The 25,944-nt window shown below is 68.5% G+C and carries 24 protein-coding genes; 6 read left to right on the top strand and 18 right to left on the bottom strand.

Going from position 1 to position 25,944, the window contains the following annotated elements:
* Nucleotides 1-20: 20 nt before the first annotated feature.
* Nucleotides 21-221, top strand: coding sequence for a hypothetical protein (locus ASPU41_RS12305; protein WP_069952668.1), 201 nt, complete (start codon nucleotides 21-23; stop codon nucleotides 219-221).
* A 65-nt stretch (nucleotides 222-286) separates the two neighbouring features.
* On the opposite strand, the gene ASPU41_RS12300 is transcribed toward ASPU41_RS12305, so the two are convergent.
* The 3 genes from ASPU41_RS12300 to ASPU41_RS12290 all read right to left on the bottom strand — a co-directional run bounded on the left by ASPU41_RS12300 (nucleotide 287) and on the right by ASPU41_RS12290 (nucleotide 1,690).
* Nucleotides 287-634 (bottom strand): CU044_2847 family protein, encoded by a 348-nt coding sequence (locus ASPU41_RS12300; protein WP_069951159.1) that lies wholly within the window; start codon nucleotides 632-634, stop codon nucleotides 287-289.
* Between the two features lie 27 nt (nucleotides 635-661).
* Nucleotides 662-1,099: a thioredoxin gene (gene trxA, locus ASPU41_RS12295; protein WP_069951158.1), complete on the bottom strand. Its 438-nt coding sequence runs from the start codon at nucleotides 1,097-1,099 to the stop codon at nucleotides 662-664.
* Between the two features lie 105 nt (nucleotides 1,100-1,204).
* Nucleotides 1,205-1,690: a deaminase gene (locus tag ASPU41_RS12290; RefSeq protein ID WP_069951157.1), complete on the bottom strand. Its 486-nt coding sequence runs from the start codon at nucleotides 1,688-1,690 to the stop codon at nucleotides 1,205-1,207.
* A gap of 186 nt (nucleotides 1,691-1,876) precedes the next feature.
* On the opposite strand from ASPU41_RS12290, the gene ASPU41_RS12285 reads away from it, so the two are divergent.
* Entirely contained in the window at nucleotides 1,877-3,040 is a 1,164-nt protein-coding gene (locus tag ASPU41_RS12285) for a ScyD/ScyE family protein (protein ID WP_069951156.1), read from the top strand.
* 148 nt (nucleotides 3,041-3,188) lie between these two features.
* Here ASPU41_RS12285 and rbfA read toward each other — a convergent pair whose 3' ends face one another.
* The 5 genes from rbfA to rimP form a co-directional block, all read right to left on the bottom strand.
* Nucleotides 3,189-3,698, bottom strand: a complete 510-nt coding sequence (rbfA, locus tag ASPU41_RS12280) for a 30S ribosome-binding factor RbfA (RefSeq protein WP_069951155.1) — start codon at nucleotides 3,696-3,698, stop codon at nucleotides 3,189-3,191.
* 130 nt (nucleotides 3,699-3,828) lie between these two features.
* Nucleotides 3,829-6,735, bottom strand: coding sequence for a translation initiation factor IF-2 (infB, locus tag ASPU41_RS12275; protein ID WP_069951154.1), 2,907 nt, complete (start codon nucleotides 6,733-6,735; stop codon nucleotides 3,829-3,831).
* 152 nt (nucleotides 6,736-6,887) lie between these two features.
* Nucleotides 6,888-7,229 carry a YlxR family protein gene (locus ASPU41_RS12270; RefSeq protein WP_069951153.1) on the bottom strand — a complete coding sequence of 114 codons (342 nt, stop codon included), beginning with the start codon at nucleotides 7,227-7,229 and terminating at the stop codon, nucleotides 6,888-6,890.
* A 251-nt stretch (nucleotides 7,230-7,480) separates the two neighbouring features.
* On the bottom strand, nucleotides 7,481-8,461 hold the full coding sequence (nusA, locus tag ASPU41_RS12265) for a transcription termination factor NusA (protein ID WP_069951152.1): 981 nt from the start codon (nucleotides 8,459-8,461) through the stop codon (nucleotides 7,481-7,483).
* Nucleotides 8,461-9,078, bottom strand: coding sequence for a ribosome maturation factor RimP (gene rimP, locus ASPU41_RS12260; protein WP_069951151.1), 618 nt, complete (start codon nucleotides 9,076-9,078; stop codon nucleotides 8,461-8,463). Before rimP ends, nusA begins: the two co-directional genes overlap by 1 nt.
* Before the next feature lie 105 nt (nucleotides 9,079-9,183).
* Here rimP and ASPU41_RS23740 point away from each other — a divergent pair, with 105 nt between their 5' ends.
* From ASPU41_RS23740 to ASPU41_RS12245, 3 genes are all read left to right on the top strand, one after another.
* Nucleotides 9,184-10,353 carry a DUF4439 domain-containing protein gene (locus ASPU41_RS23740; RefSeq protein ID WP_083266488.1) on the top strand — a complete coding sequence of 390 codons (1,170 nt, stop codon included), beginning with the start codon at nucleotides 9,184-9,186 and terminating at the stop codon, nucleotides 10,351-10,353.
* A gap of 477 nt (nucleotides 10,354-10,830) precedes the next feature.
* Nucleotides 10,831-11,562, top strand: coding sequence for a VIT1/CCC1 transporter family protein (locus tag ASPU41_RS12250; RefSeq protein ID WP_069951149.1), 732 nt, complete (start codon nucleotides 10,831-10,833; stop codon nucleotides 11,560-11,562).
* A 223-nt stretch (nucleotides 11,563-11,785) separates the two neighbouring features.
* Nucleotides 11,786-12,988 carry an aminoglycoside phosphotransferase family protein gene (locus ASPU41_RS12245; RefSeq protein ID WP_231941065.1) on the top strand — a complete coding sequence of 401 codons (1,203 nt, stop codon included), beginning with the start codon at nucleotides 11,786-11,788 and terminating at the stop codon, nucleotides 12,986-12,988.
* 98 nt (nucleotides 12,989-13,086) lie between these two features.
* Here the strand turns inward: ASPU41_RS12245 and ASPU41_RS12240 are convergent, their stop codons facing one another.
* The 10 genes from ASPU41_RS12240 to dxr all read right to left on the bottom strand — a co-directional run bounded on the left by ASPU41_RS12240 (nucleotide 13,087) and on the right by dxr (nucleotide 24,146).
* Nucleotides 13,087-14,514 carry a pyridoxal phosphate-dependent decarboxylase family protein gene (locus tag ASPU41_RS12240; protein ID WP_069951148.1) on the bottom strand — a complete coding sequence of 476 codons (1,428 nt, stop codon included), beginning with the start codon at nucleotides 14,512-14,514 and terminating at the stop codon, nucleotides 13,087-13,089.
* A gap of 97 nt (nucleotides 14,515-14,611) precedes the next feature.
* Complete coding sequence (locus tag ASPU41_RS12235) at nucleotides 14,612-15,406, bottom strand: sulfite exporter TauE/SafE family protein (RefSeq protein WP_069951147.1); 795 nt, start codon at nucleotides 15,404-15,406, stop codon at nucleotides 14,612-14,614.
* A gap of 18 nt (nucleotides 15,407-15,424) precedes the next feature.
* Nucleotides 15,425-17,236, bottom strand: a complete 1,812-nt coding sequence (locus ASPU41_RS12230; protein ID WP_069951146.1) for a proline--tRNA ligase — start codon at nucleotides 17,234-17,236, stop codon at nucleotides 15,425-15,427.
* Between the two features lie 379 nt (nucleotides 17,237-17,615).
* The gene (locus ASPU41_RS12225) at nucleotides 17,616-18,503 is read right to left on the bottom strand and encodes a GNAT family N-acetyltransferase (protein ID WP_069952667.1); all 888 of its coding nucleotides are present in this window, start codon (nucleotides 18,501-18,503) and stop codon (nucleotides 17,616-17,618) included.
* Nucleotides 18,466-19,632: a flavodoxin-dependent (E)-4-hydroxy-3-methylbut-2-enyl-diphosphate synthase gene (ispG, locus tag ASPU41_RS12220; RefSeq protein WP_069951145.1), complete on the bottom strand. Its 1,167-nt coding sequence runs from the start codon at nucleotides 19,630-19,632 to the stop codon at nucleotides 18,466-18,468. The genes ASPU41_RS12225 and ispG overlap by 38 nt, the downstream gene beginning before the upstream one ends.
* 38 nt (nucleotides 19,633-19,670) lie before the next feature.
* Nucleotides 19,671-19,964, bottom strand: coding sequence for a YciI family protein (locus ASPU41_RS12215; protein ID WP_069951144.1), 294 nt, complete (start codon nucleotides 19,962-19,964; stop codon nucleotides 19,671-19,673).
* A gap of 58 nt (nucleotides 19,965-20,022) precedes the next feature.
* A complete protein-coding gene (locus ASPU41_RS12210) occupies nucleotides 20,023-20,508 on the bottom strand; it encodes a hypothetical protein (protein ID WP_069951143.1) in 486 nt (161 codons plus the stop codon).
* Nucleotides 20,505-21,272, bottom strand: coding sequence for a MarR family transcriptional regulator (locus ASPU41_RS12205; RefSeq protein WP_231941064.1), 768 nt, complete (start codon nucleotides 21,270-21,272; stop codon nucleotides 20,505-20,507). The genes ASPU41_RS12210 and ASPU41_RS12205 overlap by 4 nt, the downstream gene beginning before the upstream one ends.
* 339 nt (nucleotides 21,273-21,611) lie before the next feature.
* Nucleotides 21,612-22,943, bottom strand: a complete 1,332-nt coding sequence (locus tag ASPU41_RS12200; RefSeq protein ID WP_069951142.1) for a M50 family metallopeptidase — start codon at nucleotides 22,941-22,943, stop codon at nucleotides 21,612-21,614.
* A gap of 18 nt (nucleotides 22,944-22,961) precedes the next feature.
* Nucleotides 22,962-24,146: a 1-deoxy-D-xylulose-5-phosphate reductoisomerase gene (gene dxr, locus ASPU41_RS12195; protein WP_069951141.1), complete on the bottom strand. Its 1,185-nt coding sequence runs from the start codon at nucleotides 24,144-24,146 to the stop codon at nucleotides 22,962-22,964.
* A gap of 209 nt (nucleotides 24,147-24,355) precedes the next feature.
* On the opposite strand from dxr, the gene ASPU41_RS12190 reads away from it, so the two are divergent.
* Entirely contained in the window at nucleotides 24,356-25,849 is a 1,494-nt protein-coding gene (locus tag ASPU41_RS12190) for a lipase maturation factor family protein (RefSeq protein WP_069952666.1), read from the top strand.
* The last annotated feature ends 95 nt before the right edge of the window (nucleotides 25,850-25,944 follow it).

Genomic DNA, 25,944 nt, shown 5'->3' with positions numbered 1-25,944 from the left:
GTGCGGTCTGGGAGGTTCACATGTGGTGGCAGGACTTGTTATGGGGCATCTGGAACGGGCTCACGGCGTGGATTGTGTTGATCGTCCATGTCTTCGGGCAGTGGAGTGAGTTCCCGTTCTACAACACGGCCCGCGCGGGAAACTGGTACGACTTCGGCTTCCTGCTCGGGATGGGCTCCCCCGTCCTGGGCGGACTGGGCGCCCGGCGCAGTCGCCGCTGAAACAGCCGTCCGCCGCTGAAACAGCCCGCCCCCGTATCCAGTGACGGCGCCCGGGGCCCGGGGCCTCACAGGATAATCTCGTCCTCCGGCGACGGCGGCGCCTCGGGCGCGTGGGAGAAAGAGAGCTTGACGATGAAGTGGGCCTCGGAGCAGTTCTGCGCAATGATGGCCCCCGCCTCACCGGCCAGCTTCACGCCGAACTGAAGTTCCAGGTGCTCTGCGCCGATTTCCTTCAGGACCTCCGCTGCCGCGTTGGCCGCCGGCCGGATGGCTGCGAGGGCATCCTCAAGCCGCCGCCCGGCATCCGTAATGCCCTGCTCGTTCCGCGAGGGGCGCTCGACGCCGAAGCTGCCGTCCGCAACCTCCACCAGCACCGTCCCGGAACCCACTTCGTAGCGCAGTATGTCGGTCATTGCTTCCTCATCTCGCCGGTGGGAGGGTCACGGCTTGCCGGCGGCCAGCGCGCCGTCGAGCCACTGGCGCAGGGCGGCCGCCGGCGGTGCGCCCGCCTGCCGGGCCACCACTTTCCCGTCGATGATCAACAGCATCGTCGGAATGGCCTGGATGTCGAAGCGCCGTGAGAGCGCCGGTGATTTGTCGACGTCGACCTTGACGAGCTTGACCCGGCCGGCGCGCTCCTGGGCCAGCCTGTCCAGCACCGGGCTGACCATGCGGCAGGGCCCACACCAGGCTGCCCAGAAGTCGATCAGGGCAGGCGTCGAGGACTGCTCGGCGATCGCGGCGAAGTCGGCATCCCCTGCCTCGACAATCCAGGGGAGGTCCTTGCGGCAGTTGCCGCAGCGTGGATGCCCGGCGGCCGCCGCCGGTAGCCGGTTGGTCTTCCCGCAGTGCGGGCAGGCGATCAGGCTGGAGCCCACGGTCCGCCGCCTTCCCGAGTCCCCGCAGTCATGGTTCCATGGGACGCCCCCGCGCGGGGCGGGCCTAGAGTCCAAAGACCCCCGGCCTGCCCGTGGACGCCGGTCTCAGTACTCAATGCGGTCCGGGTTATCGAGCCAGGCCTGGAATGGTGCGCCCGACGCCGGGACTGCAGTTTGGCGCACCGGCATCAGGTCCGGCCGGGTTCCGTCAAAGTACTCATAGAAAAGCGCGTCGTCGAAGCCGGCGGCAGCGGCCGCGTGCCGGTCCGCGGCGAAGTAGACCCGGTCCACGCGCGCCCACAGGGCTGCGGCGAGGCACAGCGGGCACGGTTCGCAGCTGGCATAGAGCACGGCCCCGCTGAGATCGAAATTGGCGGACGCGGCCGCGGCAGCACGGATGGCCACCACCTCGGCGTGGGCGGTGGGGTCGTTGTCCCGCGTGACATGGTTGACGCCCTCATGGATCCGCCCGTCGGGGGTCACCACCAGCGCACCGAAAGGTCCGCCGCCCGCGGCCACGTTTGCGGCGGCGAGCCGGACGGCCTGATCCAGGAAGCGGTCAATTCCGGGAGCTGAGGGTGCCGTGGCCATGGTCCGATCATAGCCAGCAACCACGTCTGCCGGGGAGGACCCGTGTCCGCCGCCAAGGCATCGACTTTGAAACCCGGAGAGCCTAATATCCGCTGTAGGGGCCCCGTGAATACTCCGGCGGCCAGTACACCGGTCTCAGTGGTCTCATCGATGCAAAAACTTCATCACCCGCCACGGGAGCCAACCATGAGAAAGCGTTTGTCATTGCTAGCCACGGCCGCCACCGCAGCCGTGTTCCTCTCGACCGGGACAGCTGCCGGCGTAGCCCCCGCCACAGCCCCCGGGAAGGGCCAGGGCGGGAGCGCCGGAGAGACCGCACCGGTTCTGCTCACCGACAGGCTCGTGGGCCCGCTTCACGTCAACGCCGGCCGCCACGGCTCAGTCACGGTGAGCGAGTCCTTCGCCGGCCGCTTGACGCGGGTCGACGCCGACGGGCACCAGAAGGTCCTCTACGAAACCGCGGACTGGAGCGTGGCGGGCAACGCCCAGTGGCGTGACACGACGTACTTCCTGGAGAGCCAAGGCGCCGGACCCGACCCGGCCGAGCTGGCCGGACACGTCCGCATCATCGAAGAAGACGGTCACCAGCGGACGCTGGGCGACTTCGCCGCCCTGGAAACGGAGGACAACGCCGACGGCACAACCCGGTACGGCTACCGCCACCTGCCGGACAGCTGCGCAGCCGAACTGCCGGCCAATATGCCCGCCAGCTACACGGGTGAAGTTGATTCCCATCCATACGGAATCGTCCACACGGAAGAAACCATCTACGTCGCCGACGCCGGGGCCAACAGTGTGGTGTCAGTTGACACCGGGAGCGGCCGGACCGAGACCGTCGCTGTGCTGCCGCCGCGTCCCTACCAGATCACCCCGGAAGCCGCGGCCTCCAACGGCCTGCCCGACTGCGTTGTGGGAACGACCTACGACTTCGAGGCTGTTCCGACCGATGTCGCCGTCGGACCCGACGGGTGGCTGTATGTCACTTCGCTGCCGGGCGGACCGGAAGATCCGACGCTCGGCCCGCGGGGGGCGATCTTCAAGGTGGATCCGGACGACGGCGACGTGGAGCTCGTGGCGGATGAGATCATGACGCCCACGGGACTCGCCCTGGACGACAACGGCGACATGTACGTCGCCTCGCTCTTCGGTGAAGGCGTGCTCAGGATCGACCCGGACTCGGGCGGGCAGTCGGTGGTGCTCGCCGCAGCTTTCGCGGCCGATGTGGACCTGCGCGGAGACACGCTCTTTGCCACGGTCAACGCCCTGCCCGGACCCGGGGGCCCGCCGGACGGCCGGGTGATGTACCTGGAGCTGAAGGACGGGCGGCACGACCGGGCTGCATTCAGCTGAGCGTTCCGGCACAGCCGGCAGCGCGCCGCCGGCAGCGCATAGCCGGCAACGAAACGCGGACAGATCAGCCCCGGTGGCGGGACGGAAATGGCCGGTCCCCAACCGGGGCCGGCCATTTCCTTGCTGTGCTGTGCGGTGCTGGTGTGGACTATTTGTTGCTGTCCTCGTCGACGTCGTCTTCGTTGATGAGGTCGAGGTCCTCTTCGTCGAAGTCATCCTCATCGAGCTCCACGTCCTGGGGAGTGTCGCTCTTGTAGGGGTCGGCGTCGCCGGCGTGCTTCGCGCTGGCAGCCAGTGCGGCCACCTCGGCGTCGCGCTTCTTCGCAGCCCGGAGAAGTTCCTCCAGGTTGGAGGCGTTGACGGGGATCTGGTCCGCCACGAACTCCAGCGTCGGGGTGAGCCGGACGGTGATGTTCCGCCCGACTTCCTGACGCAGCACGCCCTTGGCCTTCTCAAGCCCCTTGGCCGCCTCGGCCTGGACCAGCTGGTCACCGAACACGGTGTAGTAGATGGTGGCATGCTGAAGATCATTGGTCACACGCGCATCGGTAACGGTGACGCCCTCAAGCCGGGGATCCTTGACCCTCCGGCCCAGCGCCTCGGCAACAACAACCTTAATCCGCTGCGCCAACTTGGCAGCCCGTGCGGGATCAGCCATTTCCACTCCTAAAAATTTGGATGTACGACGGCGCCGGAACGGTGGCCGCACAACTGTTGGGTTTTGCGAAGAGGCGGGGCCGCCGGAAGAATCCAACGGCCCCGCACCTTTACTGCATTTGACTTCAGGCTTAGAGGCGCGGCTTTTCGCGCATCTCGAAGGTCTCGATGGTGTCACCTTCGTTGATGTCGTTGAACGAGCCAAGACCGATACCACACTCGAAGTCCGTGCGGACCTCGGTGGCGTCGTCCTTGAAGCGCTTGAGCGTCTCAACGGTGAGGTTGTCACCGATGACCTTGCCGTCGCGGCTGACCCGGGCCTTGGCGTTGCGTCGGATAACACCCGAGCGCACGATCGAGCCTGCAATGTTGCCGAACTTGGAGGAACGGAACACTTCGCGGACCTCGGCGGTGCCAAGCTGGACCTCTTCGTACTCGGGCTTGAGCATGCCCTTGAGGGCTGCCTCAATGTCATCAATTGCTGCGTAGATGACGGAGTAGAAGCGCATGTCCACGCCTTCGCGGTCTGCCAGTTCGGCAACACGCTCGGCGGGCTTGACGTTGAAGCCGATGATGACGGCGCTGTCGACCGTCGCCAGGTTGACGTCGTTCTGCGTGATCGCACCGACACCGCGGTGGATAACGCGGAGCTGGACACCTTCGCCGACGTCGATCTTGAGCAGCGCGTCTTCGAGGGCTTCCACGGCACCGGACACGTCACCCTTGAGGATGAGGTTGAGGGTGTCGATCTTGCCATCGGCGACGGCCTGGTCGAAGTCTTCCAGGCTGATGCGCTTGCGGCGCTTGGCCAGGGCCGCGTTGCGGTCCGCAGCTTCACGCTTCTCGGCGATCTGGCGGGCGGTGCGCTCGTCAGCGGTCACGAAGAACGTGTCGCCGGCGCGCGGGACGTTGGACAGACCCAGTACCTGCACGGGGCGGGACGGGCCGGCCTCGGTCAGTGCACTGCCGTCGTCGTCGAACATCGCACGTACGCGGCCGTGGGCCGTGCCTGCCACGATGGTGTCGCCGATGTGCAGGGTGCCGGACTGGACCAGGACGGTAGCGACCGCGCCGCGGCCCTTGTCCAGGTTGGCCTCAATCGCGATACCGCGGGCGTCCTTGTTCGGGTTGGCGCGCATGTCCAGGGCTGCGTCTGCGGTGAGCAGGACGGCCTCGAGCAGCTCGTCGATGTTCAGGTTCTGGCGGGCAGAGACCTCCACGAACATGGTGTCGCCACCGTATTCTTCCGGAACCAGTCCGTACTCGGTCAGCTGGCCGCGGACCTTTTCCGGGTTCGCGCCTTCCTTGTCGATCTTGTTCACGGCCACAACGATCGGCACGTTGGCCGCCTGCGCGTGGTTGAGGGCTTCAACGGTCTGCGGCATAACGCCGTCGTCCGCTGCGACCACGAGGATGGCGATGTCAGTGACCTTGGCACCACGGGCACGCATGGCGGTGAACGCCTCGTGGCCCGGAGTATCGATGAAGGTGATCTTGCGATCGATACCTTCGTGGGCGTGCGTGACCTGGTAAGCACCGATGTGCTGCGTGATGCCGCCGTGCTCGCCCGCCATAACGTCGGACTTGCGGATGGCATCGAGCAGACGGGTCTTACCGTGGTCAACGTGACCCATGACGGTGACAACCGGAGGACGTGCCTCAAGTTCCTCATCGCCTTCGGCTTCCAGCTCGGCGTCGAAGTCGATGTCGAAGCCGGAGAGCAGATCGCGCTCCTCGTCCTCCGGGGACACGACCTGGAGCTTGTAGCCAAGCTCCTCGCCCAGCAGGGCGAAGGTCTCTTCATCCAGCGACTGCGTGGCGGTAGCCATTTCGCCGAGGTGGAAGAGGACGGTCACCAGTGCTGCGGGGTTCGCCTCGATCTTGTCGGCAAAGTCCGTGATGGACGAGCCACGGCGAAGCCGGACCACGGTGTGGCCGTCGCCGCGGGGCACACTTACGCCACCCAGCGACGGAGCACTCATCTGCTCGAGTTCCTGGCGCTTGGCACGCTTCGACTTGCGCTGCTTGCCACGGCCTGCGCCGCCCTTACCGAAAGCACCCTGGGTGCCACCGCGACCGCGGCCACCCTTGCCGAAGCCACCGCCGGCCGGAGCGCCGCCACCGGCACCGGGAGCACCGGTACCTGGAGCGCCACCCGGACGGCCGGGGCCGCGGGCTCCGCCGCCGGGACGGCCTGCACCTGCGGGTGCGGGACGTTCGGTGCGGTTAGGCATCATGCCGGGAGTCGGACGGTTTCCGCCGGCCCCTGCCGGACGGCCAGCGCCTGCAGCGCCAGCCGGACGCGGGGCGCCCGGACGGGCACCCGGGGCTCCGCCTGTGCGGGGAGCGCCGGGACGCGGACCACCAGCGCCTGCTGCGGGACGGGGCCCGCCGGGGCGTTCGCCCTCGGTGCGGCTTCCGCCCGGACGCGGCATGCCCTGGGAAGGAGCGAACGGGTTGTTACCCGGACGCGAGGGACGTTCGTTGTCGCCGCCGCGGCCCCGGGGCATGCCCTGGGAGGTAGCGAACGGGTTGTTGCCGGGACGGGGACCGCCCGGGCGGGGTGCGCCACCCTGGCGTGCCGGAGCAGCCGGGGCTTCAGCCTTCGGTGCCGGACGTGCGCCGGGCTTGGCGCCCGTCGAAGGTGCGGCCGGAGCCTGGGCGGCGGGAGCCGCAGGTGCGGCCGGTGCGGCGGCCGGAGCTGCCGGGGCGGCACTCGGTGCCGGAGCCGCTGCTGCTGCCGGAGCTTCTGTCTTGGTTACTGCAGCCGCCGGCGCCGTGGGTGCAACCGCGGCCGGCGCGGGCGCCGGACGGGATGCCGAGGGGCTGGCGGGTGCCTTGGGTGCGGACGCGGGCGCTTCGGACTTCGAAGCTGCTGCTGCGTCGGGGAACGCGTTGCGGAGTTTCCTCACAACGGGGGCCTCAATGGTGGAAGAGGCAGAGCGAACGAATTCGCCCAGTTCCTGCAGTTTGGTTACTGCATCTTTGGAAGTAATACCGAGCTCTTTAGCAAGCTCATGTACGCGGACCTTGGCCACATTTCTCCTGTCTCGGTCCGCACCGAGCCAGGCACGAACCGTCTACTTCTTACTGCGGACCTTCGCCGCGAGTGCAGCTGAAAGGTCCATTGCAGAGCGCAACAAATTTGTCATCGTTGCGCACTCATCGCTGGGAACTCATCGGGTTTCCATCAGTTTTCTGACCCGCTTTCAGGTTGGACGGTTTTTGCTGCGGCCACCGGGGTGTCCACGGCTTGCGTGACTGCCATGATCCGGCGTTCGACGTCGGCTGTTACGGCGGCGCCGTTGAGGGCGCGTCCGAACGCCCGACGTTTGACCGCCAGTGCCAGGCACTTTTCGCTGGGGTGCAGCCATGCACCCCGGCCAGCCATCCGGCGTCGTTCATCCAGTACGACGGCGGTTGAACCGCTGCCGTCGGCGACGAGCCGGAGAAGCTGCGACCGCGAACCCTTTTTCCGGCATCCGATGCAGGTACGCTGCGGCTGATTCTCGAGGTGTTGCACGTGTGCCACTTACGAGTATCTTCCTGCCAGTACATATCTGCCGGCCCCGGGCTGCTGGAGCCAGCCTGGCCAAGGGTTGTGAACAACACCTTCGCCGGACATAACCCGGACGCGTTGGGGACACGCGGATACCGGCCGTGAGGCGCGGTCATGTCTATTCTAGCCCCTCAAGCGCCCGGGCCCCGAACCTTCGGGGACACGGACGCTGACGGGCGGGCCTGCACCGGTGCCCGATTGCCCGGGCCGGTGGAGCCGGGTGGCTATTTGTCGCGGCTGACGGCGGCATCGGAGATGATGTCGATCCGCCAGCCGGTGAGCTTGGCGGCGAGGCGGGCGTTCTGGCCTTCCTTGCCGATCGCGAGGGAGAGCTGGTAGTCCGGCACCACAACGCGGGCCGAGCGGGTTGCCTCGTCCGTGATGGTGACCGAGTTCACCCGTGACGGGGACAGCGCGCTGGCGATAAACGTGGCCGGGTCCTCGCTATAGTCGACGATGTCGATCTTTTCGTCGTTGAGTTCGTTCATGACCGCGCGGACGCGCGAACCCATTTCACCGATGCACGCGCCCTTGGCGTTGATGCCGGGGATGTTGGCCTTGACGGCCATCTTGGTGCGGTGCCCGGCCTCGCGGGCCAGGGCGACGATTTCCACGGAGCGGTCCGCGATTTCCGGAACTTCCATTTCGAAGAGCTTCCGCACGAGGCCCGGGTGGGACCGGGACAGGGTGATGGAGGGGCCCTTGGTGCCGCGGTGCACGTCGATCACGAAGGCGCGGAGCCGGTTGCCGTGGGTGTACTTCTCCCCGGGCACCTGCTCGGGCGGCGGAAGCAGTGCCTCCACCGTGCCCAGGTTGACCTGGATCATGTGCGGGTTGTTGCCCTGCTGGATGGTTCCGGCCACGAGCTCGCCCTCGCGGCCCTTGAACTCTCCGAGGACATTGTCGTCCTCAACATCGCGCAGGCGCTGCAGGATGATCTGCCGCGCCGTGCTGGCTGCGATCCGGCCAAAGCCCGCGGGGGTGTCTTCGAATTCGCCGATGGGGGCGCCGTCGTCGTCGATCTCCGTGGCCCAGATGGTCACGTGTCCGCTCTTGCGGTCCAGCTCGGCACGGGCCTTCTCGAAGGCTCCCGGCGTCTTGTGGTAGGCGACCAGCAGGGCCTGTTCGATGGTCGGAATCAGGAGATCCAGCGGGATTTCACGCTCACGCTCCAGGAGTCTCAGTGCGCTCATGTCAATATCCATTAGGCCTCCTCGGAAGGTCCATTGTGTGCGTTCTCCAGACCGGCCTCTTCGAGGTGGCTGAACTCTATCTCGACTTTTCCACTGCGGATCTTGTCGAACGGAAGCTTGATGGGCTCGCCCTGCTTGGGCTTCATGCCCTTCTTCACGGCGATCTCCGGGATCAGGGTGACGCCTTCGTCATCAACGGACTGGACCCGGCCGGTGACGTTCTCACCCTGGAGGACATTAACCTTGACCATCCGGCCGCGGGCGCGGTGCCAGTGCCGCTCTTCGGTCAGGGGACGGCCGACGCCGGGCGAGGAAACCTCAAGCTCGTACGGTCGCGCGTCGGTGCTGGGATCGTTGTCCAGGGTTTCGGAAAGGGTCTTGGAGATCTCCGCGATGACGTCAAGACCGACGCCGCCCGTTTCCTCCTGCGGCAGGTCCACCACCACGTGGACCACCCGGTTGGCACCGGCGACGTGAATGGAAACGTCCTCCAGGTAAAGCCGGTTTGCCAGGACTTCGGGCTCCAGGAGGGCATGCAGCCGCTCGGCCTCAAAGTTGTGAGCGGGTGCGGCGTCAGCCTTACCCGTCCCGGTCCGGTCTGTCGAAGTCGTGGCTTCTGCGTTGGTCATGATGCCGGCCGCCTCCCGCTAGATGATGTTGTGTGTACTAGCCTAGCGATTTTCCCGGCGCCATGGTGCACCGAGTTCCCGGCCGGCATGACAAAATGGTCTGTTGTGAAAGACGACACCAGGGAAAAGCGGCGGCGGGGACTCATTCCCCGCATCTCGCTCCTGGCCTGCCTCGCCCTTGTGGTCGTCAGCCTCGGGGTGGCGTTGAGTCCCGGAAACCCGAAGGAGCCCGCCGAACCGACGTTTTCCGAACAGGCGAGGTCCGCGGCACTGGCTGAAACCATGCGGCTGCGGGCGGCCGGCGAGCTCCTCAGCCAGACCCTCTCCGGCGACGGGCAGGCCGCAGTGGCGCGCACTGTGAGTTTGCTGACAAGCCAGGCACGGGCCCTCCTGCGACCGGGCCAGGACGAACCGGCTTCTTCGCCCTCCCCCGATTCCTCCCCGAGCCCGGCCTCTCCGGCTGCCTCGACGGCTGTTGTGCCCCCTGTTGTCCCGCCCGCGTCGGTGGCCGCGCTGGCCAGCGAGCTTGCGGCCAGCGCCTCGCAACGGCTCACCGACGCCGCCGTTGCCGACGGCGGCATGGCCCGGCTGCTTGCCGCCGTCGGAACCGCCCAGCTGCTCCAGGGGTCCTCCCTCGCCGCCGCGGCCGGGGCTCCGGCCCCTGCCGTGCCGGACCCCGCCGCACCCCAGCCGTCCGGGGTATGCACGAGCGCGACGGCATCGCCGGCGTCCTCCGGCGCCGCGGCCGATGATCCGACCGGTCCCACGGCGGTAGCCTCGGCGGGCAACCTGGCGGGCAACCTGGCGGGGACGGACCCTGCCCCCGCTTCCCTTGCCGCAGCGCTGGCGGCGACCGTGGAGACCGAACTGGAAACCGTGTACGGCTATCAGGTGGCCCTGACCCGGCTGGGCGGCCAAGCAGCCGGCCCGGCGGCGGAGCAGCTAGCCCGGCATGAGGCCCTCGCCGGAGCTGCCGAAGCGCTGAGCAGAGTGCACTGCGCCCCGGTTCCGCCCCGCGTGGCCGGCTACCAGTTGGGGCAGGACTTCCTCGATTCACCGGCCGCGGGTCTCGGCGGCCTGGAGGCTGCGGCACTGCCTGTTTACGGGGACCTGGTGGCCCTGAGCGAGGGTGAGACCCGGCAGTGGGCCATCACCGGTCTTGTCGGCGCCGCACGCCGCGCCGCTCTCTGGGGCGCTGAAACCGGCGTGCTTCCGGGCCTGACCGCAGACCCGGAGGGATTCCCCGAGCTTCCGTCACCAACCCCCAGTCCATAGCCCCGGGTCCCGGACGATTTTTGGGTTGCCGGCTCCTGGTTTTCCTTGGCCTCTTCCAGCCGCGGACCCGCGATTTCCCGCCCCTGCTCGGTGGCCGGGAGGGCTGGGGGCTGGCTGGCTGTGGCGGGAGGGCTGTGGCGGGAGAACGGGGCGGCTATGAGGTCCGCGGGCCCCGAATCCCGCCCAAAATGCGGCGTGTCTGTGTCAAAGTGCCCCCGCTGCGCCGCCCGAGCCAGGTCCGGGATACAGCAACCGAAGCTGCGCGTGGGGGTGGCCGTGCTGCAGGTGGCGGCAGAACGGGGCGCCTTTGAGGTCCGCGGGCCCCGAATCCTGCGCAGGACGCGGTGTGTCTGTGTCAAAGTGCCCCCGCCGCGCCGCCCGAGCCAGGTCCGGGATACAGCAACCGCGGTGGCGAGGAATCGCTTAGTTAGGCTCGTCATACTGGCTGGCTGTGGGCGCCGGTGCTTTGCTGTACTCATGGACAGTCAAGCCGTACCCATTCAGCATGAGAACGAGCCACACCGCAATGACATCGCACACCGCCTCAACTGGCTCCGCGCGGGTGTGCTGGGCGCCAATGACGGCATCGTCTCCGTCGCCGCGATTGTGGTCGGCGTTGCCGGCGTCACCACGGAATCCGGCCCCATCCTCATCGCCGGCACTGCCGGCGTCGTGGGTGGTGCAATCTCGATGGCGCTGGGCGAATATGTCTCCGTGAGCAGCCAGAAGGACAGTCAGCAGGCTCTGATCGAGAAGGAACGCCGGGAACTGGAAGAGCAGCCCGAAGAGGAACTCGAAGAACTCGCGGCCATCTATCAGGGCAAAGGCCTCAGCGCCGAGACCGCCCGCACGGTAGCCCGGGAACTCACCGCCCACGATGCCCTCGGCGCGCACCTCTCGGCAGAGCTGCACATTGACGAGACGGACATTGTCAGCCCCTGGCACGCCGCGTTCGCCTCCGCCGCGGCGTTCCTGATCGGCGCGATCCTCCCGATGCTTGCCATCCTGCTGCCGCCGGAGAACATCCGGGTTCCGCTGACCTTCGTGGCGGTGCTGGTGGCGCTGGCCTTGACCGGGGCCATCGGCGCGTGGATCGGCGGCGGCGGGAAGATGAAGGCTGCCATCCGCGTGGTGATCGGCGGCGCCGCTGCGCTTGTCGCGACCTTCCTGATCGGCAGTTGGCTCGGCGCCAGCGGCATCACCGTCTGATAGTCCTGTTCCTGCCGGCCCGGCCGGCTGATGAGAAGGCCCGCCGTCAGCCGTTCCAGTCCGGCTGATGAGAAGGCCCGCCGCGCAGCCGTTCCACTCCGTCTGACGAGGTGGCCCGCGATCCGGCAATCCGCCCGTGTCAGGTGCCATGTCATAGGTCGTCGGTCTTAGGTCCCAAGTCCCCGGGGTTTCAAGGTGGCCGGAAGCAACTACGCTGGTTCTGATGAGCCAGTCCGCAGACGTCCCGATCCCGCCCGACCTCAGCCGCCGCTACAGCGGCAGCACGACCGGCCGCGACTGGCTGGCCTCCCTCCCCCGGCTGATCCGGCACAGCCTGGACCAGTGGCAGCTCGAGCTTGACCTCGCGCCGGGCGCACTGCCGTGGAACGGCCACGGGGCCATCGTGATCCCGGTGCGCCAACGCGCCGGCGGCGACGCTGACTCCAGCAGCTCCGCCAGCGCCAACACCCGGACCACAGCCGTCTCCAGCACCAACACCGGGTCCACGGCCGCATCCGCCGCCAGCACGAGGTCCGCCGCCAGCACCGCCGCGGCAATGGCAGGGGCTGCCGTCCTGAAAGTCGCCTTTCCGCACGACGAAGCCCTTCTGGAACCGCACGCCCTGGCCCTCTGGAGCGGGCGCGGTGCGGTGCGGCTGCTGGCCAATGACCCCGGTGCCGGCACGGTGCTGCTGGAGCGCCTGGACGCCGCCCGGTCCCTCCAGGACGCACCGATGGACCTGGCGCTTCCGGTGTGGGGCGGACTGATCCGCCGGCTGAGCCTGGTCCCGGACGACCGGCCGGAATGGCGGGAGTTCAGCCACGTGGCAGCCCGCGCCGAGCAGTGGAGCGATGAGCTGCCGGAGAGCTGGGAACAGCTGGGCCGCCCTTTCCCGCGCTGGCTGCTGGAAGCCGCGCTGGAGGTCTGCCAGACCCGCGGGGCTGTCGGGCGCCGCTCCGGACGCGATGTCCTGGTCCATACCGACCTGCACTTCTTGAATGTCCTGGCCCGGTCCGACCGCGGCGCACCCGACCGCGGCGCACCGCGGGGCCGCACACCCGAGGGCGCGCCGGAGCCGGCCGACGGCTGGGCCGCCATCGATCCGCAGCCCATGATCGGCGAGGCGGAATTCGCGGTGGCACCCTTGCTGTGGAACCGTATCCCTGAGCTCCCGCGGGCGGATCCGCAACGGGGCCTGCTGGAGCGCTGCCGGGACTTCAGCCTGGCCGCGGGCCTCGACGCCGAGGTGGCCCGGCAATGGAGCCTGGCCCGCGAGGTGGAGAACGCCCTCGGGTATGCCTCGAAGCCCCGCCACGAAGGCCACCTTGCCCGGTCGCTCTGGGTGGCCAGCACCCTCGCCGGCCGCACGTTGCCGGACCTCCCGGCGCCGCACGAGTTGCCGGCGCCGGGCCAGGACCTGCACTAGCGGCGGCGGACCCGCAGCCCCCGGTCCGGCAGAGGCACTGGTTGGTTCTGGCGCCGGTTAACTCTGGCGCCGACGGAGTGCTGACCCTCAGTCCCTGGCTAGTTCGGGCCCCCGCGGACCGCCGCCAGGGCGTCCCGGATGGCGTCGACGGCGACTGCCACGTCGGCGTCGTCCGTGCTCCAGTTGCTTACGGAAATCCGCAGGATGTCCCGGTCCCGCCAACGCGATCCGGACATCCAGACCCGGCCGTCCTCGATGATCCTGGCCGTGACCGCACGGGTCGTGGCGTCGTCGCCGAAGGCCAGCGAGACCTGGGTGTAGTCGACGTCGTTGAGCACCTCGACGCCGTCCAGCGCGGACAGCTGCTCCGCCAGTTGCCGGGCATACAGCACCAGCCCCCGGACCTGGGCCTCGACGCCATTCCGGCCCAGCGATTTCAGCGCGGCCCAGACGGGCACCCCGCGGGCCCGGCGGGACAGCTCCGGAACCGTCTCGAACGGGTCCGCCGCGCCGTCCGCGTCCTGGATCAGGTAGCTGGTGTGAACGCCCATGGCCGAACGCAGAGCCCGGGCATCCCGGACCACCACGATCCCGCAGTCGTATGGCACATTGAGGGTCTTGTGCGCGTCGGTGCCCCAGGAATCGGCACCCTGCAGGCCGGCGGTCAGGGCGGCAAGCTCCGGCACGGCGGCGGCCCAGAGCCCGAACGCCCCGTCCACGTGGACCCAGGCGCCGTGTGCTTTGGCGATGGCGATGGCCTCCAGGAAGGGATCAAAGGCGCCGGAGTGCAGGTTACCGGCCTGGAGGCAGACCAGCAGCGGGGCCGGGCCGGCTCCGGCGGCTGACGCCTGTTCCACGGCGCCGGCCAGGGCGCGGTCCAGCTCCCACGGGTTGATCCGGCCCTGCCGGTCCGCGGGGACCACCGTGGGCCTGCCGAGCCCCAGGTACCGCAGGCCGAGGTCGATCGTGTCGTGCCGTTCCCGGCCCACGAAGCAGCGGATCCGGGGCGCACCAAAGAGACCGTCGACGTCGAGGTCCCAGCCGGCGTCGGTCATCAGGCGCCAGCGCGCCGCGGCCAGTCCGGTGAAGTTCGCCATCGTGGCGCCGGTGGCGAAGCCGACGTCGGACTCTTCGGGAAGCCCCAACAGCTCAAGCAGCCATGTGCCGGCGGCCTCCTCGATGGCCGCCGTCGCCGGGGTGGCGAAACGTAACCCGGCGTTCTGGTCCCAGGCGCTGACCAGCCAGTCTGCGGCCAGCGCCGCCGGCAGGGTGCCGCCGATGACCCAGCCGAAGAACCGCCCGGAGGGCATGGCCATCAGCCCGGGCTCGGCCTTCGTTGCCAGGTAGTCCACGACCTCCGCCGCCGGCGTTCCGTCCCGGGGCAGCGGACCGCCGAAGTCCGCGGCGAGGTCCGCCGCGGTTACGCGCGGGCCGACGTGCCGTGTTTGCTGGCTCTCCAGCCACTGGCGTGCGTGCCGGGCCGCAGCCGCCAGGGCGTCGCTGTAGCCTTCTTCAGGTGCTGACATAGCTGCATGCTACGCCCGCGGCTTTCGTCCGGGGAGTCCCTCCGGACGGGTCCCTCAGACGGGTCCCTCCAGACGGGGGTCCGGTCGGCCGCGGCTGCTACGCGAAGCTCTCCTGCCAGATGTCCGCGACGAGCTTGATGATCAGCGCCCCGACGACCGCCAGTAACACGATGCGGATGAACTTGTTCCCCTGCTTGACGGCCGTCCGGGCCCCGAGGTAGCCGCCCGCCATGTTCGCCAGGCCAAGGACCAGCCCGAGACCCCACAGCACGGCTCCGTGCGGCACAAAGAACAGCAAGGCGCCGGCGTTGGTGGCCATGTTCACAATCTTCGCCTTGGCGCTGGCTTCCAGGAAGGCATAGCCCATGGCCGAGACGAGCGCAATGACCAGGAAGGAACCGGTGCCGGGGCCGATCAGGCCGTCGTAGAAGCCGATCAGGCCGCCGATCAGGCACGCCACCGCATAGTGCCGGTGGCCGTTGTGCCGCAGTTTCGTCAGCTCCCCCACGCTGGGGCGGAAGGCGGTGAACAGCGCGACGGCGACGAGCGCGACCACGATGATCGGTTTGAACACGCTCGCCGGGAGGTTCGCCGCGAGCACCGCCCCGCCGAAGCTCCCTGCCATGGCGATCACCGCCATGGGCAGCGCAGTGCGCAGGTCCGGCCGCACCCGGCCGTAATACGTGACGGCACTGGTGGTGGTGCCGAAAATCGACCCCATCTTGTTTGTCGCCAGGGCCTGCACCGGGCTGATGCCCGGCACCAGCAGCATCGCCGGAAGCTGGATCAGTCCCCCGCCTCCGACGACGGCGTCGACCCAGCCCGCGGCGAAGCCGGCGACCACAATCAGGATGAGGGTACTGAGCTCGATCGACTCGAGTCCGGAGACCACGCCTGCAGGGACAGTGCGCTAGTTGTTGCGGACGGCGGCGACACAAAAGTCAACAGCCTTCTCAACGGCGATGTTTTCGGCGTTGCCGCTGCGGCGGTCCTTGATCTCGACGACCCCGTCCACCAGGCCGCGCCCGACGGCGAGGATGGTCGGCACACCGACGAGTTCGGCGTCGCCGAACTTCACGCCCGGGGACACCTTGGGCCGGTCATCGTAGATCACCTCGAGGCCGGCGGCCTCAAGCTCGAGGGCCAGCTTCTCCGCGGCGGCGAAGATCTCCTCGCCGCGGCCAACGGCCACCACGTGGACATCGGCCGGAGCGACGGCGCGCGGCCAGATGAGGCCCTTGTCGTCGTGGTTGGATTCGGCCAGGGCGGCGACGGCGCGCGTGACCCCGACGCCGTAGGAACCCATCGTGACCACGACCTGCTTGCCGTTCTGGTCCAGGACCTTGAGCTCCAGGGCCTCGGCGTACTTGCGTCCGAGCTGGAAGATGTGGCCCATCTCAATGCCGCGGGCGGTTTCCAGCGGACCGGAGCCGTCGGGGGCCTCGTCGCCGGCGCGCACCTCGGTGCACTCGATGACGCCGTCCCAGCCAAAGTCGCGTCCGGCGACCAGACCGAAGACGTGCTTTCCGGCCTCGTTCGCACCGGTGACCCAGGCGGAACCGCTGACCACGCGCGGATCCACGAGGTAGAGGAGCTTGGCGGCGCCCTCAGCGCCCAGCAGGGGCGCATCCGGGGACAGGCCGGGGCCCAGGTAGCCCTTGACGATGAGGGGCTGCTTCTTGAGGTCCTCCTCGTTGGCGGCCTCGAGGATAATTTCGCCGGCGATCGGCAGGAAGGATCCGATGTTCGCTTCCACCCGCTTGAGGTCCACGCCGCGGTCGCCCGGAACGCCGATGACCACGATCTGGCGTTCGCCGGTCGGCAGGGTGACGGCGAGGACGACGTTCTTGAGCGTGTCAGCGGCAGTCCAGGCGCCGCCGTCGGCCTCGGCGCGGGGCACCAGGGCGTTGGCGGCGTCCACCAGCGTGTCGATGGTCGGGGTGTCCGGGGTGTCCCGGACCTCGGCGGCGGGGGCGCGGCTGAAGTCGATGTCCGCCGGGACCACCGTGGTAACGGCCTCGACGTTGGCTGCGTAGCCGCCGGGGGAACGGACGAAGGTGTCCTCGCCGATCTCGGTGGGGTGCAGGAATTCCTCGCTCTTGGAGCCGCCCATGGCGCCCGCCGTCGCCGCGACCGGGATGACCTCCAGGCCGAGGCGCTCGAAGATCTTCAGGTAGGCGCCGCGGTGCGCCGCGTAGCTGGCGTCCAGGCCGGCGTCGTCGACGTCGAAGGAGTAGGAGTCCTTCATGATGAATTCGCGGCCGCGCAGCAGCCCGGCCCGGGGGCGGGCCTCGTCGCGGTACTTGTTCTGGATCTGGTAGATGCTCAGCGGCAGGTCCTTGTACGAGGAGTACAGGTCCTTGACCAGCAGGGTGAACATCTCCTCGTGCGTGGGCGCCAGCAGGTAGTCGTTGCCTTTGCGGTCCTTGAGCCGGAAGATGCCCTCGCCGTACTCGGTCCAGCGGTTGGTGACCTCGTAGGGCTCCTTGGGCAGCAGGGCCGGGAAATGCACTTCCTGGGCGCCGATGGCGGACATCTCCTCGCGGATGACCGCCTCCACCTTGCGCAGCACGCTCAGCCCCAGCGGAAGCCAGGTGTAGATCCCCGGTGCGGCCCGGCGGATGTACCCGGCGCGGACCAGGAGCCGGTGGCTGGCCACCTCGGCGTCGGCGGGATCTTCACGCAGAGTGCGCAGGAACAGCTTGGAAAGTCGAAGGACCACTGGGTATCTATCCGTTTCTGGGAAGGTGCGGGCAAAACGATACAACCGGGGAGACCGGCACACGCGTCTAGGTACTAATCTACCGTCAGCCTGAACACGGAAGAGCCACGCCATAACTGACGGAAGCCCCTGGCCGTTTCCGGCTGGTCATCCTGTCATGGCGTGGCTCTGCGGCCCCAGCACCGCCAAAGATCTGGCCGTGAGTTCCGTTGTGCTGCCCTCAAGGGCGTCTGCATCCCCGGCTGTTGCTCCGTGGAAACACGTGCCCATGCGACACGGTTAGCTCGAACCTATGTGACGCGGGGCACTAAAACAAGAGTCTGCATCCAGATATTTATCTGTGAGCCCGGTAAACCGCCGGGGCAGAAGAACACTGGAGTTAAAAAAGTACAGTGGCGAAAGTCCCCACCTGGCGGAAGCCCACCCGCTCGTACGTGGCACGTGCCCGGGTGTTGAAACTGTTGACGTAGAGGCTGGTGACCGGGGCCAGGGTTTGGGCCAGGCTGACGACGGCGGCCATGTAGCCGGCGCTGAGGCCCTGGCCACGGAATTCCGGGTTCATCCAGACTCCCTGGACCTGCGTCACCTCCGGCGTGACAGCACCGAGCTCGGCCTTGAACACAACCCCGCCGGCGGGGTCCAGGTGGACCATGGAATGCCCCTGGCGGATCAGCCCCTTGACCCGCCGGCTGTAGTATTCCCGGCCGCCCAGGAAGGGCGAATAGCCCACTTCCTCTTCGAACATGGCAGCGCACGCCGGCAGGATCCGGTCGAAGTCCGCCAGCTGGCCAAAGCCCAGCTGGGGGTTCGGCGGCACGGCAGGCGGTCCGGCAATCGTCATCAGCGGCTGGTCCCCGCGGACCTCGTGGGCCGTCTGCCCGAACTGTTCGAGCCCGGCATACAGCGCCAGGACGGTGTCGGCGGGGCCGAAGATCGAGGCGTACCGGCGCCCGGAGCGGTGCGCGGACTCGGCAACCGTGCCGGCCAGCTCCGGGTCCAGCTGCACCGGCACCAGGTTGGCGCCGGCCCAGCAGGCGCCCAGGAGGGTGCCGCCGTCGAACACGCCGAGGATGCTTGCCCCGCCGGTGGTGGGAGCCGCCGAACCGGTGGTTGCCAGGTGGGACAGGATGAAGACATTGGCGACGGCGTCCTGCCGCGCCAGATCAACCAGCTGGGAGGTGTCCGAGCCGCCCAGGGTCCGGACTGCGACGCCGGGAGCGGCGCCGTCCTTACGAGACGCTAACCACGGGGCTACCCTTGACAGCATCTTCGCCATCGGCCTCCCCCATCTCTTCAGCAATACGCATGGCTTCTTCGATCAGTGTCTCAACAATCTGGTCCTCGGGGACAGTTTTGATGACTTCACCCCGCACAAAAATCTGGCCCTTGCCGTTGCCCGAGGCGACGCCGAGGTCTGCCTCGCGGGCTTCACCCGGTCCGTTGACGACGCAGCCCATGACGGCCACGCGCAGCGGGATCTCCATGCCTTCCAGGCCCGCCGTGACCTGCTCGGCGAGTGTGTACACGTCCACCTGGGCGCGGCCGCAGGACGGGCAGGAGACAATCTCGAGCTTGCGCGGGCGCAGGTTGAGCGACTGCAGGATCTGGTTGCCGACCTTGATTTCCTCCACCGGCGGGGCCGACAGGGAAACGCGGATGGTGTCACCGATGCCGCGGGACAGCAGGGCGCCGAAAGCCGTGGCCGACTTAATGGTGCCCTGGAAGGCGGGTCCGGCCTCAGTGACGCCGAGGTGCAGCGGCCAGTCGCCCTGCTCGGCCAGCATCTCGTAGGCAGCGACCATGATGACCGGGTCGTTGTGCTTCACCGAGATTTTGAAGTCGTTGAAGCCGTGCTCCTCGAACAGCGACGCTTCCCAGACGGCGGACTCCACGAGGGCTTCCGGGGTGGCCTTGCCGTACTTCTTCAGGATTCCGGGCTCCAGCGATCCGGCGTTGATGCCGATCCTGATCGAGGTGCCGTGGTCCTTCGCCGCGCGGGCGATTTCCTTGACCTGGTCATCGAACTTGCGGATATTGCCGGGGTTCACCCGGACCGCGGCGCAGCCTGCCTCGATCGCGGCAAAAACATACTTGGGCTGGAAGTGGATGTCTGCGATCACCGGGATCTGCGACTTCCGGGCGATGATCGGCAGCGCCTCGGCGTCGTCCGCGGACGGGCAGGCGACGCGCACAATGTCGCAGCCGGAAGCGGTGAGCTCGGCGATCTGCTGCAGGGTGGCGTTGATGTCCGTGGTGGGGGTGGTGGTCATCGACTGCACGCTGATCGGCGAATCGGAGCCGACGCCGACCGAACCGACCTTGATCTGGCGGGTCTTGCGGCGGGGCGCGAGGACGGGTGGCGGTGCTGACGGCATTCCCAGGCTGACCGAGGTCACATGGACTCCTTGTATCGAAGTGGTCTGGCGGGGGACGGCTAGGCGGCGTGGCCGGCCAGGAGGCCGGTCAGGGGAGCCCAGGCCGTCGTGCGGGTACCGGAGATGGCACCGGCGGCGGCGAAGGGATCCTGCTTGAGGACCTCGTTCAGGGCCTGCTCGTCGGCGGCCTTGAAAATCAGCAGCGCACCGGCGCCGTCACCGTAGGGGCCACTGGCGAGCAGCGTTCCCTCCTGGGCAAGTCCTGCGGTCCATTCGCGGTGCGCCGGACGGGCGAGGTCGCGGGCTTCGGAGGATTCGGCGTCGTATACGTACTCAACAGCAAAAACAGTCATACGGATACACTATCGCCCCGGTGGCCCGGTACCCATCCGGGCGCCCGGGCTGCCGGTCTCAGCCGAGGACGAGCAGCCTGGCCAGGACGGCGACTCCGGCAGCCCACAGCAGGGAGGTGAGGGTGCCGATGATGAAACGCTCCGCGGCGACCGGGGTCTCCTTCAGTTCGGCAAAGCGGCCCAGGCCCTTGATCGCAACCACATAGGCGATGGCTACCGGTTCGCCGGCGAGGATCGCGAGGCAGACCGCCAGGCGTTCCAGCACTCCGATGATCGCTCCGCCGCGCAGGATCCGCACGCTGCTGACCGAGGCGGCCGCGGGGCCTGCTGCCGGAGTGGGGTTGCCTGCGGCGGAGTTGGGGGCGCCGGTGGCCGAGGGGTCAACCGTGACGTCCGCCGCGGGGTCATTCGCCGGGTCGGCGGCGCCGGCGCTGGCGTCCTGCCGGTCGTCAATGGTCCGGGCGAGCCGGAAAACCAGGGCCGTTACGGGCCATCCGGCGAAGCCTGCAGTGAGCAGGGCCAGGGTGATCCAAAGGGCGTTCACCGGTCTCCTTCTGTACTGTCCTTGGTGCTGGAATCCGGGCGCAGCGTCCGGGCCGGGTCGTGGGCACGGTCCGTGGGCTGCCCGCCGGCCTCGTCGTTGCCGGTGATGGTCCGGTGGGCGAAGTCCAGCAGCATTTCCGCCGCCGGCCTCGCGGCCCATTCTTCCTGCCAGCCGGAGCGCAGCAGCGCACGGCTCACCGATTGCTCCGTGATTCCCAGTTCCCGGGCGGTGACTTTCTGCGTGCCGTGGGTGCCGGAGTGCCCGTGCTGCACCGAGCGCAGGGCATCCACGACCTTCCACTGGGCAGCTGTCCGGTCCTGGACCAGCCGTCCGATCAGGCGCAGCACCGCCTCGGCGTTGGCACAGGCGCGGGCGCCGGCAGATCCCGCGGGCGAGGGCGCAGCCTCTCCCCTGCGCAGGCCGCCGGAGACGACCGCGATGGGCACATGGGCGGACGCTGATTTGGCCTTCTCGACGGCGGCGCGGGCCGCCACGAAGGCCGGCCCGGATCCTTCCCGCGGGCTGGCAGGCAGCGGGAGGTCAACCGCCCCCACCCCGATTCCCACGTACCAGCGGCCGCTGCGCAGGGCGTGCAGGGCGATCTCCACGACTTCGTCCGGGCGCTCCACAACGCCCTGGACTTCATCGCCCACGGAACGCTCGAAGCGCCCGGCGGTGGACAGCCCGGCGAGCTCGGCCAGGAGCTCCGGGACACGGTCGACGTCGGCGCTGCTGCCGCGCTGGTCGATGGTCATCACGTACATAGCCCCAGCCTAAGCGGCTGATCTTGCTGAATCAATCATTTTCAACTGATTACTAAAAATAAGCCAAAATAAGCTGATGGCTGATAAACAGCTGAATGCGGCTAGAACCCGGCCAGGCTGTCCCAAGCAACCGGGCTGCGGCGGGCGCCTGGACGGCGGCCGCACCCGGGGCCGTCCGGGGGCACTTTGACACGAAACGCCGGGCGCCGTCATCCATTTCGCCGCCGGACGGCGGCAAAGTGCCCCCGGACCGCAGGCGATGCCAGCCGAAGGCGCGTGGAACGGCGATCACAGCCCTTGAACCTCAGAAGGTATGCTCCGGGCCGGCCGGACGCGGCGTCAGCCGAAGAGGTTGACCGGTTTGACGATGTCCGCGTAGATCAGCAGGGCGCCCATGCCCATCAGCAGCACCGCGACCACGTAGGTGACCGGGAGCAGCTTGGCGATGTCGAAGGCGCCGGGGTCCGGGCGGCCGAAGAGCTTGGCGATCCGGCGGCGGGCACCTTCGTACAGTGCGCCGGCCACATGGCCGCCGTCGAGCGGCAGCAGCGGAATGAGGTTGAACACGGCCAGGGCGAAGTTGAGTCCGGCCAGCAGCCCCACCAGGGTGGCCACCCGGGACTGCATCGGGACCTGCTCCATCGCGGCGACCTCGCCGGCCACACGCCCCACCCCCACCACGCTGATGGGCCCGTTGGGATCGCGCGGCGCCTCGCTGAAGGCTGCCTCCGCCACGCCGGCCACCCGGGCCGGCAGGTTCAGGACGACGTTGGCGATCTGCTTGATGTTCTCGCCCGCCATCGGCAGGACGGTCGACGCCGGCTGCGGCACGAGTGCGGTCTGCGCACCGATGCCCAGGAAGCCGACGTCCTGGTATTGGAGGGTTCCGTCGGCGCTCCTGGCCTGGCGGCCGTCCTCGCCCACCACGGGACGCGCGGAAAGGACGGGTGTGACGGTGGTGGTGACGGGGCCGCCGTCGCGCTCCACGGTGATGCTGACCTGCCGGCCTGCGGACGCGCGGATCCAGCCGGTGAGTTCATCCCAGCTGGTCACGGCCTTGCCGTCGAAGGAGGTGATGACGTCGTTGGGCAACAGTCCCGCGGCGGCGGCGGGCGTGAGCTTGCAGTCGGCGGAGTCCGGGTCCACGGTTTCGCCGGCCTTGACCTGGCATTTGGAGACGTCGGCGATGGTGGTGGTCTGGGTGGCGATGCCGAAGCCCATCAGCAGCACGGCCGTCAGCGCGAGTCCGATCAGCATGTTCATGGCAGGGCCGCCGAGCATGATGATGATTTTCTTCCAGACCGGCAGCTTGTAGAAGACGCGGTTGCCGTCGGCGGGGCCGACTTCCTCGTGGGCCAGGGAGCGGGCGTCCGAGGCGAGGGACTGGAACATGCCGGTGCTGGAGGTCCGTACGGTGCCGTCCTCCTTGTTCGGCGGGTACATGCCGATCATGGAGACGAAGCCGCCCAGCGGGATGGCCTTGAAGCCGTATTCGGTCTCGCCCCTCTTGCGGGACCAGAGGGTAGGTCCGAAGCCGATCATGTACTTGGTGACGCGGACCTTGAACAGCTTGGCCGGCAGCAGGTGGCCCACCTCGTGGAGGGCAATGGACACGGCGATGCCGATCGCGACAAAGACGACACCGAGGATAAAGAGGAGGACGGGACTCATGCTTGGATCTGCTGCTTCCTAGACGCTTCTGACGGCTAAACGTTCGTGGGTGCGGGCGCGTGCCCATCCTTCAGCATCCAGCACGGACTCCACCGTCAACCCGGAGGACCCTGTGTGTTCGCTGAGGACTGCTTCGATGGTATCGACGATGTCTGTGAACCGGATCCGGCCGGCATGGAACGCCATCACGGCCTCCTCGTTGGCGGCGTTGAAGACAGCCGGGTAGGTGCTCCCCTGCCGGGCGGCGTGCTTGGCCAGTCCGACGGCGGGGAACGCCTCGATGTCCAGCGGCTCGAAGGTCCAGCTGGTGGCCTGGCTCCAGTCGCACGGCCGGGCCGAGCCGGGGACGCGGTCCGGCCAGCCCAGGCCCAGGGCGATGGGCAGGCGCATGTCCGGCGGGGAGGCCTGGGCGATCGTGGAGCCGTCGACGAACTGGACCATCGAGTGGACCACGGACTGGGGGTGGACCACGACGTCGATCCTCTCCAGCGGGATGTCGAAGAGCAGGTGCGCCTCGATCACTTCCAGGCCTTTGTTGACCAGGCTGGCGGAGTTGGTGGTGACCATCAGGCCCATGTCCCAGGTCGGGTGGGCGAGGGCGGCCAGCGGGGAGACATCGCGCAGCTCGTCCCGGGTCATGCCGCGGAACGGGCCGCCGGAGGCCGTGAGGATCAGCCGGTCCACCTCGGCCGCGGTGCCGGAGCGCAGGCACTGGGCGATGGCGGAGTGTTCGGAGTCAACCGGGACGATCTGGCCTTCCCGGGCCGCGGCCCTGACCAGGGCGCCGCCGACGATCAGGGATTCCTTGTTGGCCAGGGCCAGGGTGGCGCCGGATCTGAGCGCGGCCAGGGTGGGCGCCAGGCCGATGGAGCCGGTGATGCCGTTGAGGACCACGTCGGCCCCGGTCTCCGCGATCCGGGTGGAGGCGTCCGGGCCGGTGATGATCTCGGGACGGTAGCCGGACACGCCGGCGGCGCGGGCGGCGTCGTCGATCAGGGACTGGAGGGCCTTGGGGTCGCCGGACGCAGTGCCAATGGCCTGGGCCCGGGTGTGGACGGCCTGCCGGGCCAGGAGTTCGAGGTTGCCGCCGCCCGCGCTGAGCGCCACGACCTCAAAAAGGTGCGGGGCGCCGTCGACGACGTCAATCGCCTGCGCGCCGATGGAACCGGTGGACCCGAGGAGGACGATCTTGCGCGGCTGCATGATTCCAGTATCCCGCACCGCACCGCGGGCATGTCCCCGCCGGTCCTTTAGCCCTTGCCCGCGGTCCGGGGGCACTTTGGCCGCGGACACGCCGCCTGGTGGCCGGAAAGTCCCCGGCTGAGGCCCATAAGTGGCCCCGGACGGCCGCCATGAACCCACGCGGGCCGCCGCCCGTTGACGCCGCGGACCGCAGGCGTAACGTGGGGATCGTGGAGTGGACGGCCTGGTTTGACGCGCCGGAGTACGAGTTCGCCCGGCAGGTGCTGCAGCGCGGCATCGCCACCATCTACTTCGTGGCTTTCCTGTCCTCGCTCAACCAGTTTCCGGCCCTCCTCGGCGAGCGCGGGCTGCTGCCGGCGCCGGAGTTCCTGGCACGCTCCAGCCGCCCGCGCCGGCCCACCCTGTTCAGCTGGCGCTACTCGGACCGGCTGCTGCGGGCCGTCTGCTGGGGCGGCATGGCGATTGCCGCCGCGATCGTGCTGGGCCTGCCGCAGCTGGGCCCGCCGTGGGTTCCCATGCTGGCGTTCCTGGCGCTGTGGCTGCTGTACATGTCCATCGTCAACGTGGGGCAGACGTTCTATGGCTTCGGCTGGGAAATGCTGCTTCTTGAGGCCGGGTTCATTGTGGCTTTCCTTGGCTCGGACCAGACTCCCCCGCCGCGGACCATCCTGATCCTGCTGGCCTGGCTGGTGTTCCGCCTTGAATTTGGCGCCGGCATGATCAAGATCCGCGGCGGCCGGGAATGGCGTGACCTGACGGCCCTGTACTACCACCACGAGACCCAGCCGATGCCCGGGCCGCTCAGCCGGCAGGCGCATTTACTGCCGAAGCTCTGGCACCGGATGGAGGTCCTCGGCAACCATTTCGCCCAGCTGGTGGTTCCGTTCTTCCTTTTCGCCCCGCAGCCGCTGGCCGGTGCGGCCGCCGGGATCATCATCTTCACGCAGCTCTGGCTGGTGGCGACGGGGAACTTCGCCTGGCTCAACTGGATGGCGATCCTGCTCGCCTTCGCCGCGGTCAGTGACCCCGTGGCGCATGCCTTGATCCCCGCGATCGCGCCGGACTGGCACGCCTCGGCCGCAGGCGTGGGTACGGGCACGGCGGCCGGGGCAACGGCGGCCGGCAGCCAGGCACCGGTCGCGTGGCTCGTGGTGGTCCTGGTCGCCACCGTGCTGCTCGTGGTGCTCAGCTACCGCCCGGTCGAGAACCTGTTCTCGCACTACCAGCTGATGAATGCTGCCTTCAACCGCTGGCAGCTGGGGAACACCTATGGAGCCTTTGGCACGGTCACGAAGCAGCGGATCGAAATCGTGGTGGAAGGGACCCTGGACACGGAGCCCGACGACACGGCGGACTGGCAGGAATACGGTTTCCGCGGGAAGCCCGGCGACGTCCGCCGGATCCCGCGCCAGTGGGCGCCGTACCACCTGCGCCTGGACTGGCTGATGTGGTTCCTGCCGCTGCGCACCGTGCACGAACAGTGGTTCTACGCTTTCCTGGCCAAGCTACTGGAGGCCGACCGCCCCACCCTGCGCCTGTTGCGGCATGACCCGTTCGACGGCGCCCGGCCACGATGGGTGCGGGCCCGCAGCTACCTGTACCGCTTCACGACCCGGACCGAATTCCGGGCCACGGGCCAGCGCTGGACCCGGATCCCGCTACACGAGTCCATTCCGCCGCTGTCCCTGCCGCCCGGGGACTGAGATTCCCGTCCCGGCGCCCCCTGGCCCGGTCCGGGCATCCGGATAAACGCAAATGGCCGGAAATGGTGATCACCATTCCGGCCATTTGCGCCTAA

The organism is Arthrobacter sp. U41 (assembly GCF_001750145.1).
Lineage (GTDB): Bacteria > Actinomycetota > Actinomycetes > Actinomycetales > Micrococcaceae > Arthrobacter.
The sequence above is the reverse complement of the archived record's forward strand: the minus strand, read 5'-3'. Positions and strand labels throughout refer to the sequence as shown.

Excerpts from the sequence above, each read along its gene's own strand:
- ASPU41_RS12305 (WP_069952668.1), top strand. The coding sequence starts at position 21 with ATGTGGTGGCAGGACTTGTTATGGGGCATCTGGAACGGGCTCACGGCG.
- ASPU41_RS12300 (WP_069951159.1), bottom strand. The coding sequence starts at position 634 with ATGACCGACATACTGCGCTACGAAGTGGGTTCCGGGACGGTGCTGGTG.
- ASPU41_RS12290 (WP_069951157.1), bottom strand. The coding sequence starts at position 1,690 with ATGGCCACGGCACCCTCAGCTCCCGGAATTGACCGCTTCCTGGATCAG.
- ASPU41_RS12285 (WP_069951156.1), top strand. The coding sequence starts at position 1,877 with ATGAGAAAGCGTTTGTCATTGCTAGCCACGGCCGCCACCGCAGCCGTG.
- rbfA (WP_069951155.1), bottom strand. The coding sequence starts at position 3,698 with ATGGCTGATCCCGCACGGGCTGCCAAGTTGGCGCAGCGGATTAAGGTT.
- nusA (WP_069951152.1), bottom strand. The coding sequence starts at position 8,461 with ATGGATATTGACATGAGCGCACTGAGACTCCTGGAGCGTGAGCGTGAA.
- rimP (WP_069951151.1), bottom strand. The coding sequence starts at position 9,078 with ATGACCAACGCAGAAGCCACGACTTCGACAGACCGGACCGGGACGGGT.
- ASPU41_RS12250 (WP_069951149.1), top strand. The coding sequence starts at position 10,831 with ATGGACAGTCAAGCCGTACCCATTCAGCATGAGAACGAGCCACACCGC.
- ASPU41_RS12245 (WP_231941065.1), top strand. The coding sequence starts at position 11,786 with ATGAGCCAGTCCGCAGACGTCCCGATCCCGCCCGACCTCAGCCGCCGC.
- ASPU41_RS12240 (WP_069951148.1), bottom strand. The coding sequence starts at position 14,514 with ATGTCAGCACCTGAAGAAGGCTACAGCGACGCCCTGGCGGCTGCGGCC.
- ASPU41_RS12225 (WP_069952667.1), bottom strand. The coding sequence starts at position 18,503 with ATGCTGTCAAGGGTAGCCCCGTGGTTAGCGTCTCGTAAGGACGGCGCC.
- ASPU41_RS12215 (WP_069951144.1), bottom strand. The coding sequence starts at position 19,964 with ATGACTGTTTTTGCTGTTGAGTACGTATACGACGCCGAATCCTCCGAA.
- ASPU41_RS12205 (WP_231941064.1), bottom strand. The coding sequence starts at position 21,272 with ATGTACGTGATGACCATCGACCAGCGCGGCAGCAGCGCCGACGTCGAC.
- ASPU41_RS12200 (WP_069951142.1), bottom strand. The coding sequence starts at position 22,943 with ATGAGTCCCGTCCTCCTCTTTATCCTCGGTGTCGTCTTTGTCGCGATC.
- dxr (WP_069951141.1), bottom strand. The coding sequence starts at position 24,146 with ATGCAGCCGCGCAAGATCGTCCTCCTCGGGTCCACCGGTTCCATCGGC.